General features: G+C 37.9%; 10 protein-coding genes. 3 read left to right on the top strand and 7 right to left on the bottom strand.

Annotated features, from left to right (window positions below; translation table 11 throughout):
• Positions 1-228 precede the first annotated feature (228 nt).
• From pgeF to lgt, 3 genes are all read right to left on the bottom strand, one after another.
• The gene (pgeF, locus tag PVV57_RS01945) at positions 229-1011 is read right to left on the bottom strand and encodes a peptidoglycan editing factor PgeF (RefSeq protein WP_273717622.1); all 783 of its coding nucleotides are present in this window, start codon (positions 1009-1011) and stop codon (positions 229-231) included.
• A gap of 102 nt (positions 1012-1113) precedes the next feature.
• On the bottom strand, positions 1114-2193 hold the full coding sequence (locus PVV57_RS01940; protein WP_273783334.1) for a class I SAM-dependent methyltransferase: 1080 nt from the start codon (positions 2191-2193) through the stop codon (positions 1114-1116).
• Complete coding sequence (lgt, locus tag PVV57_RS01935) at positions 2168-3046, bottom strand: prolipoprotein diacylglyceryl transferase (RefSeq protein WP_273717620.1); 879 nt, start codon at positions 3044-3046, stop codon at positions 2168-2170. Before lgt ends, PVV57_RS01940 begins: the two co-directional genes overlap by 26 nt.
• A gap of 304 nt (positions 3047-3350) precedes the next feature.
• On the opposite strand from lgt, the gene PVV57_RS01930 reads away from it, so the two are divergent.
• Both PVV57_RS01930 and PVV57_RS01925 read left to right on the top strand, forming a co-directional pair.
• A complete protein-coding gene (locus PVV57_RS01930) occupies positions 3351-3629 on the top strand; it encodes an accessory factor UbiK family protein (protein ID WP_273717619.1) in 279 nt (92 codons plus the stop codon).
• Positions 3630-4007: 378 nt separating this feature from the next.
• A complete protein-coding gene (locus PVV57_RS01925; RefSeq protein WP_273717618.1) occupies positions 4008-4508 on the top strand; it encodes a YbjN domain-containing protein in 501 nt (166 codons plus the stop codon).
• Between the two features lie 46 nt (positions 4509-4554).
• Here PVV57_RS01925 and PVV57_RS01920 read toward each other — a convergent pair whose 3' ends face one another.
• Positions 4555-5895 carry an ATP-binding protein gene (locus PVV57_RS01920; protein ID WP_273717617.1) on the bottom strand — a complete coding sequence of 447 codons (1341 nt, stop codon included), beginning with the start codon at positions 5893-5895 and terminating at the stop codon, positions 4555-4557.
• 12 nt (positions 5896-5907) lie between these two features.
• Complete coding sequence (locus tag PVV57_RS01915) at positions 5908-6612, bottom strand: response regulator (RefSeq protein ID WP_273717616.1); 705 nt, start codon at positions 6610-6612, stop codon at positions 5908-5910.
• Between the two features lie 154 nt (positions 6613-6766).
• On the opposite strand from PVV57_RS01915, the gene PVV57_RS01910 reads away from it, so the two are divergent.
• Positions 6767-7435, top strand: a complete 669-nt coding sequence (locus tag PVV57_RS01910) for an MBL fold metallo-hydrolase (RefSeq protein WP_273717615.1) — start codon at positions 6767-6769, stop codon at positions 7433-7435.
• Positions 7436-7482: 47 nt separating this feature from the next.
• Here PVV57_RS01910 and PVV57_RS01905 read toward each other — a convergent pair whose 3' ends face one another.
• Both PVV57_RS01905 and uvrB read right to left on the bottom strand, forming a co-directional pair.
• The gene (locus PVV57_RS01905; protein ID WP_273717614.1) at positions 7483-8205 is read right to left on the bottom strand and encodes a BA14K family protein; all 723 of its coding nucleotides are present in this window, start codon (positions 8203-8205) and stop codon (positions 7483-7485) included.
• A gap of 1273 nt (positions 8206-9478) precedes the next feature.
• On the bottom strand, positions 9479-11614 hold the full coding sequence (uvrB, locus tag PVV57_RS01900; RefSeq protein WP_273783332.1) for an excinuclease ABC subunit UvrB: 2136 nt from the start codon (positions 11612-11614) through the stop codon (positions 9479-9481).
• Positions 11615-11713: the final 99 nt, after the last annotated feature.

The following is an 11713-nucleotide window of genomic DNA, read 5'->3' as shown; positions in this document are numbered from 1 at the left end:
CCAGATTAGCTTTTTCTTCAATGACTTGATTTTGAAAACAGCTTCAATGATATTTTATGTTTAAATAATTACGTGTTAAAGGTCATTATAAGAAAACGTTAAAAAGAAGAGTTTGTTTTGTGAAGCCAATAAGAATTTTTATGAAAAAAGCATAGTAGAAAAAAGCTTACTTATGTTATTGGCATTATTTTGTTTGCGGTTTTGATCTTTTTGTGAGGCAAGAAATATTTATTTCAACATAATAGCAGAAATTTGCCGCCTATAATCAGGTTCGTTGCGGTGTATTGCACGTCGATAAGAAAAGAAATTCTGTTCATCTTGATAGGTACAAAGCTCTACACAAGAAGCATTAACGCCGGCTTCTTTGAGTTGATTTATAATAAATGCCCATAGATTAAAATGAAAGTGATTGACTTTTTCTGTTTTTAAAAAATATTTTTGAAATTTGCTATGACACTCAATAAATTGGTTGTAGAATTCACCTGTTACTTCATAGTGACAAGGACCAATGCAAGGTCCAAGGGCTGCTATTATTGATTGTCTTTTGGCTCCCTGCTTTTCCATAACAGCAATTGTTTTCTCGATAATTCCATTTAAGCTTCCGCGCCAGCCAGCATGCGTTGCGGCGATGACGCCAGCTTGTGGGTCCGCAAATAGAACGGGTCCGCAATCTGCTGTAAGAATGCCGATTACAAGATCTTTTGTAGTCGTAACGAGAGCATCGGCTTTAGGAGGGGAGCCGATAAAAGCTTTATCAACGACAACGACTTCACAAGAGTGTATTTGATTGACAGTGACTAAATTTTGTACCTCAACATCAAAATAATGAGCGACCAAAGTGCGGTTTTGTGTAATATGTTCAGGGTGATCATTTGAGCTTTGTCCAACATGAAGGCTTTGGTAAAGGCTTTTTGAAATACCACCTTGACGTGTAAAAAATCCATGTTTTATCCCATGGGTGTGTAAAGGGGAAAGATTTTTGGCAAGGATAGGGTGAGGGATAGGTTTCATAAAAGTTCCTTATGGGGATTATTTGAAGTAGGGATGGAGATGTTTGTATTTGTCAATGAAGATTTCGGAGGATGATGTGCTTATTAACAAAATTACCGATCATCAAAATTGGGGAGGTATGGGTATATTTTTATCACTGAAATGTAAAACTTTAAATAGTTTGCCCATTTGATCTGGGCTAGCAAGCCGTTCGATATCTTGGCGGATTTTGTCTTGCAAGGAAGCACTTTTGCCTTCTCCAAGTTGTTGTGCACGTTCTAGCAGCCCCATTTTTAAAAGAAATTCTCCTTGCTCGAAGATTTCAGCAAAACAGCCCTGTTCAAGGGCTATATTTTTTAAAAAAGAAAAATCAACATGGGATGTTAAATCATGTTCACCAGGAGCCTCAAAAACATCACGAAATCTATGTTTTGAGAGTGCTTGCAAGGTATCGCCAAAGGCAAGATTACAAGCACCATAATCGATAAGCAAAGCAGAACCTGTTACTTGCACTAAATGGTGGCTGATTTGTTGCATGAATTGATGTCGCAAGGGGGCATGTTCAAAAATTGTTCCGTTAGGGACTTTAGAACAATAGGTTTCTAGACAAGAAGAGGGAAGTTTATGCGGGGCAGCAATAAAGATGAAATCTCCATCTTGATTGACTGTAATGCAGCGTTCTTTCCATTCTCCATTGACTTTAATATATTGGTTGATGGGGAGTGTATCGAGGAATTCATTGGCAATGAGGAAGAGAGGTTTTGGAGGAATTTGATTAAAATTTTCAATGCTATGGATTTTTTTTTGATAAGAGCAAAGGCGCTTTTTTTGTTCTTTTGCGAGTTTTTTACTTATTTCAATCAGAAAAATTTCAGCAGCATTAAATGCTGTTGTAGAAAGCTTTTGGATGGTTCGCAAAATATCATCCATCAAAGTTCCACGTCCTGGACCTATCTCAGCAAGAATAAAGGGATGAGGACAACCTTGGGCTTTCCAGCTCGCAAGAGTCCAAATGCCAATTATCTCTCCAAATAATTGGCTTATTTCAGGAGCTGTAATGAAATCACCAGCACGTCCAAAAGGTGTTTGTGTTTGATAATAACCAAATTGAGGATCGGTCAGTGCCAACGTCATATATTGGCTGACAGTAATTGGCCCATGAGATACGATGATTTCTTTAATTTTTTCTTTGAGGGATGCCATTTTCGGTAGATTTGTCTTTAAATGCTTGAAGGAGGAGATAAAAACCTAAAAGAAGCATGGGAAGAGATAAAGCCATGCCATAGGTAAAGCCTGTAGAATGAAAAAGAGTAGAAAACCATTCTGGATCTTCTTGAGGAGCGCGGTAAACTTCTGAGATACTGCGTGCGATTGCATAACCTATAATAAATATTCCTGACACAGTCCCGCGGCGTTTGAATGCTTTGAAGGCAAAAATCACAATGAAGAGAATCATGAAGAGAATAAATCCTTCCATGAATGCTTCGTAAAGTTGGCTTGGATGGCGCGGTAAATAGTAAGGATCTAGGGGAAAACAAACTGCCCAAGGTTGTGTGGTAACGTTGCCCCATAATTCTTGATTGATGAAATTGCAGATTCGTACAATGCCGATACCAATAGGAGCTCCTGCAGCAATGATATCAAACATGGCTTGTATGTTGATATGATTTTTACGGGCAAACCAGATCATTGCAATGATAATGCCAATGAGTCCGCCATGAAAGGACATTCCCCCATCCCATACGGCGATGATGGCACTTGGATGGCTAAAATAGTAAATGGGGTCCCATACAAGGACTTGTCCTAAACGACCACCGACAACAACACTTATGGCAGACCAGACAACAAAATCTCCGATCTTCTCTTTATCCATAGGAGGGTGGTTTCTATGCCATAAAGATGGTTTTTTTAATAATTTTTGCGCATACCACCAAGCAAAAAGAATACCCACAACGTAACCAAGTCCATACCAATGAAGTGTTATGGGGCCTAGCTGGATAATGACAGGATCAAGAAAAGACGGAAAAGCAATGGCTGGACAGACAAGATTGTTCATGAATTAAGCACTTTACATTATATGATATGGATATGAAGTGACACTGATGATCAGAAATGACAGATGAATGCACAACGGTCAAGTCAGGAAGGAGGCAAGTTAAAAAGGGGAATAAATTTCCACGAGTTTATCGTGGTAAAAAATTATGGTGATAAAAGGAATATAAAAAATTTTAAACAAAATCGTCATGAAAAATCGGTACAATAAGACAAAAATAGAGTAAAAGGAACAAATTACAGTATCTAAATGTTATAAGAATACGCTATAATGCGTGCCTCAATATTAAAATTTAAGGAAAAATGTTATGCGTAATGGATCAAACCGTATTCTTGATGAATTAGCAAAATTAGCAACAGATGCCGCTGACGTCGTGCAAGGTATACGACGTGAAGCTGGAACAGCTTTTCGTGTGCAGGCTGAAAAGATAGCCAACAAACTTGATCTTGTTTCACGTGAAGAATTTGAGACCTTTAAGGAGATGGTGCTGAAAGTCCATGCTGATAATGCTGATTTGAAAAGGCGTCTTGATGATTTAGAAAAAGATGATTTAGAAAAAAAGCAGACACGAAAAAAAGTAAAATAGTTTTTCTAAAAAAAGAATCTTCAAAAAAATATCCCCAATTTTTCAATATGATGCGTGAAACTAAAAAATGCTTAATCTTGAGTCTGTTAGAGGGGAGCATTTGTCTATTTTTAATTTTTTTTGGGGGTAAAATACATTTTTTTGAATCAGGGGGGCTGGCGCTATGAAATTGTATCAATACACTGAAAAGACTTGATGATTCGTTTGATGATTATCAGGTTGCCCTAAAGAGCGCGATTGTGTTCTGGGGGGGTGTGTAGTATCGATGTTTTTAATGTGTATTTGTTTGGTGTAAAGGTTCTGATTGTAACAAAATATTGTTACAATTTAAGCCGTTTATATTCTGTTGACAATGTTTTAAGATGATTGAGGATTGTGATGAGGCTTGCATTTTGCGCCACAGAAAGAAAAGAGCATCCTGTTGATTTTATCGAACAGATTGCCTGTGAATATGATTGGTCGTTTGAGCGGGATGCACAAGATGAAATTAGCGTTTGTGTGGAAGGAAAACGGGCAAATTATCGTCTTGCTTTTTCGTGGATGGAAGAGCATGAAGCACTTCATTTGGCTTGTTCATTTGATCTTTCTATTGAAAATGCTCGAACAGCTGAAATACAACGCTTATTGCTAGCGATTAATGAAAAGTTGTTGTTGGGACATTTTGATTACTGGCAAAGAAATAATTCTGTTATTTATCGGCAAGGTCTTCTTTTGGCTGGCGGAGTGCATCCATCTCATATACAGGTTGAAACATTGTTGATACACGCACTTAAAGCCTGTGAAAGCCATTATGTTGCCTTTCAGATGGTGGCTTTATCGGGGGAAAGCGCTTACAAGGCATTGCAATACACTTTGTTTGAAACTGTAGGGAATGCTTAAAATATCAAGCCTGTTATTTTTTATAGACGGTTTGCTGAAAGATTGCTCATAGGGGGATATCAAGAATAGCGCGTACTCCCCCAAGAGGACTCTCATCGAGTTGTATATTGCCACCATGGCTGCGTGCTATGTCTTGGGCAATAGAAAGACCAAGTCCTGTTCCACTTGCATCTTGATTACGAGCTTTATCAAGTCTAAAGAATGGTTTAAAAACTTCTGTACGCATATCTTTATGAATTCCAGGTCCATCATCGTCGATGATCAATATAAAAGATTCCTGTTGAGAGTTGGCTGTTAGTTTAATGGTCATGCCGTAACAAAATGCATTTGAGACAAGATTGCTGACCAAGCGTGTGAAAGCATGGGGGCGTACTTGTATTTGTGTAGGGCCTTCAATGGTATAAGAAAATTGACGTTTGTGAAGATGGGCATCAGCGGAGAATTTTTGCATAAGAGCATTTAAATCAAAGGTCTTGACACTTTCACTTCCTTCACCACGGGCAAAAGCAAGATAATCTTCTAACATATTTTGCATATCACTGACATCCTGCTCAAGCGGTTTAATATCAAAATCAGTATTTGCTAATGCTAGCTGAAGTTTAAAACGTGTAAGAATAGTTCTTAAATCATGGCTTACACCTGAGAGCATCATAGTGCGTTGTTCTATTTGCCGCTCAATACGTTCGCGCATGCGTAAAAAAGCAATGCCAGCACGACGAACTTCATCGGCTCCTTGTGGTTGAAATCCTTTTGGTAAAGGACGACCACGTCCAAAACTTTCAGCCGCTTCAGCCAATTGTTGAATGGGGTTGATTTGGTTGCGCAAGAAATAAATTGCTATCAGCAATAAAACAAGGGCTGTTCCTACCATCCAGCTTAAAAAAATAGCGGTGTTGGAAGCATAAGCTTGACTGCGTGGAGCAAAGACGCGCAAGATGTTGTGACCAAGATGGATACGGATTTCAACAAGATCAGAATCCCCTACGGTATCAATCCAGAAGGGGCGATTAATTTGGCGGGTGATTTCTTCACTGAGAAAATAATCAAGAATTGCAAAAAATGGCTTAGGTCCTGGAAGGGGTAAGGGGGCAGGAGAGAGAATAGAAATATTTAATCCCATACGTTGTTGTGCAATACGCTTGATATCTTCATAATTATCTTGTTGTGGATATGTTTCAATAATATCAATAATGGCTGAAATATCATGTACGACAGCTGTTGAAAGACGCTCAGTTACCATTTGCCAATGACGTTCCATAAAGACGTAAGCAATGACCGTTTGCAGAAGTACCATGGGAGCGATAATAATGATCAAAGAGCGAGCATAAAGCCGTTTAGGCATCTTTTTCGTTAACCATCGAAAAAAAAATCTTAAAGGTTTGATCATTTTTGCGTGTGCCTATTCAATTGAGAGTTTATACCCTATTCCTCGCACGGTTTGGAGCCATATGGGCAGTGCTGGATTTTTTTCGATTTTACGACGAAGGCGGTTGATTTGTACATCAATAGCACGTTCACCGATCGTGTTGTCATCCATTGCAAATTGATGGCGCGGAATGATGCTCCCTGCATTTTCGGCAAAAATGACCATCATTTTTTGTTCTTTATCGGTTAACTTAATAATTTCTCCTCCCCTTTTGAGTTCGCGCCGTGAAATCGAAAATATATAAGGTCCAAAAACGATTTGCTCAATTTTGGGTTGGCTAAGGGGAAAACCACGTCGTAAAATGGCGTTGATGCGAAGGAGAAGTTCACGAGGATCAAATGGCTTAGCCAGATAATCATCTGCGCCTGCTTCTAATCCACGGATACGACTGTCTGTTTCTGATAAAGCTGTTAGCATGAGGATAGGAACCTCTTTTGTTTGGCGGAGTGAATGGGTAAGGTTGATACCGTTTTCGCCAGGCATCATGACATCAATGATAAGAAGATCAAAGTCTAAACGTGCCAACAGTCGTCTTGCTTCATTAGCATTGGCTGAAACTGAAACACGAAATCCATTGTTAATGAGAAACTGAAATAAAAGATTGCGAATACGTGTATCATCATCAATCACAAGAAGGTGAGGGGCATCGTCACACAAAACTTGAACGTGATTGGTCATTCTTCAAAACCTTTAAATTATTTCTTCAAAAAATTTAACTTTACATAAGTTGCACAAAGCTGTCGAGCAGGCTATCCTATAGAAAAAAGGGAATGTTCCTTGTAAGCTTGAAGAAGGTAAGCTTCAAAAAGATTTACTTTAAATAAAGGATTTCATGAGTCATTTTAGTGCACATATTATTCCGGTTACGCCTTTTCAGCAAAATTGCACTCTGCTTTTTGATAAAGAACAAAAAGTAGGGGTTTTAGTGGATCCTGGTGGAGATTGGCTTCTAATTCAAGAAGTCATTAAAAAGGAGGGTATTACCGTTGAAGCGATTTGGATAACACATGGTCATTTTGATCATGTGGGAGCTGCAATGCAAGCTAAAGAAGCCCTTAATGTTAAAATTATCGGTTCACACTGCGATGATAAGCCTGTGATGGATGCTGTGGTTGAGAGTGCAAGAAGCTATGGTATCACGGATGCCTCTGTGTGTATTCCTGATCAATGGTTAGAAGATGGCGATAGTGTCCGTTTTGCTGAACATGTGTTCAGGGTTTTTCATACACCAGGGCATTCTCCTGGTCATGTTATTTATTTTAATGAAAAAGAACGTTTCGCTTTACTGGGTGATGTTCTCTTTCGTGGTTCTATCGGACGTACAGATTTTCCTTTTTGTTCTCATGAAAAATTGATAACATCACTTCGAGAAAAAGTTTTGCCTTTAGGGGATGATGTTCGTTTTATCTGTGGGCATGGTCCTGGAAGTCATATAGGCTACGAGCGTCAGTGGAATCCTTTTCTTCAAGATCTCAGTACATACCCCCCCAAAACGCTTTAAAGCGTTTTGAGGGGCCACTTAAATTTTTCTAAGCCAAAGCAAAGATGTTAGTTCAATGGGGCATAACAAAAGTGGTCTTGTCCATCATAGCCTCGAAAAGTACCTGTTTGGGGATTAAATGAACGGTACTTTTTCTTGCAATATTGAAGCCAGCTACGAGTCCATGGTCGCTGGAACGGCTGATAGGTAGCTGTTGACTGAGATTCATAAATGATTTCGGTTTGTGGAACTTGTTGATACAGCACTTGCGGAACTTCTTGATATACGACTTGTCCTTGTGGTACAGGTTGATAGATAATTTGTGGCGGTTCTGGTTTTTTTAAAACATTGCCAAGAATTGCTCCTGCCGCGAGACCAAGAATACCTGCTGCTAAAGCATCCCCTGAGTTATCGCGCGTCACATGATGCTCATATATATGATGATGTGTTGTCTTTTCGCGTTCAATGTAACGATATGTTTTGTGTTCAACATAATGACGATCATATTCTCGCCTTTTATGGTCAACATGATGGTAGGGATAAGTATGAGAAGAGTGATATCTTTCAAAATTAGAACGGCTGTTAGAATGATAAGAAGGAAAATAGGAATTCATTCCGTTTCTCATATCCCCCATTTGCTCATCCATACTTTTTCTCATATCATTTATTTGCTTCTCAATATGATTTTCACTATGCATCCATTTCATATCCGCAAGCACTGTACTGAGTGGCATCAAAATGGTTGCGACTGATACCACTGATAACACCGCTAATTTACTCGATCTTCTCATAGCGACACTCCTTAACTTAAATTCATATTTTTCTCACATCATACATGTGACAAACTGAATATAATCTGAACGACTTTTGATTTTATTTTGAAAAAACGAATAAAGAGCTATTTGGTTGACAAAAAATGATAAAATAAACAGGAAATAAAGATCACCTTTCATAAAATAAAGACATCTATTGATGTTAATTGACAAAAATTATTTTATAAAATCTCATTTTTTACAAGAGTAACAAAGCTTTTTATTCAATAGTAGTTCTTGCATCAATGGATTCCACATAACTTTAAAAAATAAAAATATGAATAAAAAATATTATTAATTTTATCATAGACATATACTTTTATAACAAGGAGATATGTTGTATTTTTTGAGCGCATAGATCATGATTCACTTTTCGATAAGTTAAGTTTTTTCAGTAGATTTGGAAGAAAAATGAGTGAGCAATGCGCTTTTCTTCAAGAGATTTGCAATTTTTTGCAGAAAAGAAGCAAATGGTTATGATAAAGATTTTTACAATTAAATTTTCGTACCTATTTCATCGTGGTGCTGTTTCTATGTTTTCTAAAGCTTTTTGTTGTTTTCAATCTCATTTCAGCATATTTTCTCGTGTATGCAGCATCATCTTTACACTTATAAAAATACAAGAGTGATGACATCATTATATTTATGAACTCTTCATTTTGCGATCGGTCTTGGCATTGAGATAGTTTAGAAGAGATGAGAGTTTTTTTTAATGAGTTTTATTTAAGCGGGTCATTTTTATCAGGTGTAAGACGAACGTTTTGTTTTATCATGAACAGGTTTGAAATAAGAAAATCTCACGGCGCTTTTGCTTCTTATACAATATGAAAAACGATAAATTACATTTATAAATCAATTTTTGTGGTCATAAAAAATATTCTCTTTAATTTATTATTATTGATTGAGAATTTAGAAGTATTGTTAGAAAATCTTATAGCTTTTCAGTATCATATATTTAAATAAGAAAAAATTGTCTAAAAAGACTCATATTTGAAGTTTTTTAAAGTATCCTTTTTTCATTACATGAGACATTTCTATTGAAGTATAGAGCATGTTTTGTTTGTGCGTATTTCGTGTGGAATTTCAGAAATTCAAGGTTTATTTGAGAGGCTTTAAGATTTTTAGATTATTTTTTTGCAAAATTTTTCTTTTTTTGATTTTTAAAAACGTTGGTATCTATGGATAAACCTTCGTGATCAAGATTTATGTCATTTAAGAGTTAATGTGCTCATGAGTAGGCTGTTTGCTATGGCTATTTTAAGGGGTCATCCGCGATTGCGAGTTCTATTTTCTGGAGTCGTTTTATTTCATCACGAAGTCGCGCTGCTTCTTCAAAATTAAGATCCGCTGCTGCTTTACGCATTGATTTTTCCAGAGATTGAATATGGCTTGCTAAATTTTTACGATCCACATTATTTTGCGTGATAAAATTAGAAATATTTGTAAGAGTTTGATGGTTTTCACTTCCTGCATTGAGAATATCGTTGATATTTTTTTTGATACTGGTTGGTGTGATATGATGCTCTTTATTGTAGGTTATCTGTTTTTGTCGACGTCTTTGTGTTTCTTGTAAGGCACGTTCTATAGAGCCCGTAATTGTATCCGCATAAAGAATAACACGACCATCTACATTGCGTGCGGCGCGACCGATGGTTTGTACGAGTGAGGTTTCTGAGCGCAAAAAACCCTCTTTATCGGCATCTAGTATGGCAACAAAACCGCATTCTGGAATATCCAAACCTTCTCGAAGGAGGTTGATCCCAATGAGGACATCAAAGGTGCCAAGTCGCAGATCACGAAGAATTTCAATCCGCTCTAATGTATCAATATCAGAATGCATATAGCGTACGCGAATACCTTGTTCGTGGAGATATTCCGTTAAATCTTCGGCCATACGCTTGGTGAGGACAGTGACCAATGTACGGTAGCCTTTTTGAATAGTTTTACGAATTTCATTGACAACATCATCAACTTGAGTGCGTGCTGGACGAACTTCTGTTTCTGGATCAACAAGCCCTGTTGGGCGAATAATTTGTTCAGCAAAAATACCATGGGATTGTTCTATTTCCCAGTGTCCTGGTGTTGCGGAGACAGCAATTGTTTGTGGGCGCATAGCGTCCCATTCTTCAAAGCGCAAAGGACGGTTGTCCATACAGGAAGGGAGGCGAAAACCATATTCTGCTAGAGTGGCTTTTCTGCGAAAGTCACCGCGATACATGCCACCAATTTGGGGAATCGTTACATGGCTTTCATCGATAAAAACAAGAGCATTGAGTGGAATATATTCGAATAAGGTTGGTGGTGGTTCACCAGGATTTCGTCCTGTTAAATAACGTGAATAATTTTCAATTCCCGGACATGAACCCGTTGTTTCTAACATTTCTAAATCAAAAATTGTACGCTGTTCTAAGCGTTGTGCTTCTAAAAGCCGTCCAGCAGCATTCAATTCATCAAGACGTTGAACCAGTTCCATTTTGATGGCTTTCATTGCTTGATTTAAGGTTGGACGCGGTATTACGTAGTGTGAATTGGCATAAATTTTAATAGATTGAAGATCCTCTGTTTTTTGTCCCGTTAGAGGATCAAATTCCGTAATTGTTTCTACTTCATCGCCAAAGAGCGAGATACGCCAAGCACGATCTTCAAGGTGGACTGGAAAAACTTCAATGGTATCTCCTCGCACACGAAAAGAACCACGAGTGAAATTGATATCTTGTCGATAATACTGTTGAGAAACTAAATCAGCCAAGAATTTTCGTTGATTGAGTTTGTCCCCTTTTTGTATTTGTAAAGTCATGGCCGTATAGGTTTCTACCGAGCCAATCCCGTAGATACAGGAGACAGATGCAACAATAATGACGTCATCACGCTCTAAGACAGCACGTGTTGCAGCATGGCGCATACGGTCGATTTGTTCATTAGTAGAGGATTCTTTTTCAATATAAGTGTCAGAGCGTGCAACATAGGCTTCTGGTTGATAATAGTCATAATAAGAAACAAAATATTCGACAGCATTGTGAGGAAAAAAGTTTTTAAATTCCCCATAAAGCTGGGCGGCTAAAGTTTTATTGGGGGCTAAAATGAGAGCTGGACGTTGTGTTTTTTCAATGACTTTCGCCATTGTATAGGTTTTGCCTGAGCCAGTAACCCCCAAAAGCACTTGTGTACGTTCATCCTTTTCAATTCCCTCAACCAGAGTTTTAATGGCTTGAGGCTGATCTCCCGCCGGTTTAAAGGATGTTTCGAGTTGAAACGGAATACCACCTTCAGATTTTTCAGGAGGAATAGGGCGGTGAGGTGTCCATAATGCACCATTTTTAAAAAGAGGATTACCTGAAGCAATGAGAGCAGAAAGAGCTTCTACGGTTGCAGTAACACCATTTTTCATTGTTGTATCCTTTGATAGAAAAGTGCTGGTGATTTTAAAGGAAATACTAATTTTTACAATTTCATTACGATAACAGCAAAACGTTATTAAACAGGTTTA

This window comes from Bartonella sp. AU15XJBT, from assembly GCF_028618615.1.
Lineage (GTDB): Bacteria > Pseudomonadota > Alphaproteobacteria > Rhizobiales > Rhizobiaceae > Bartonella.
This window is presented reverse-complemented; position numbering and strand designations above follow the sequence as displayed.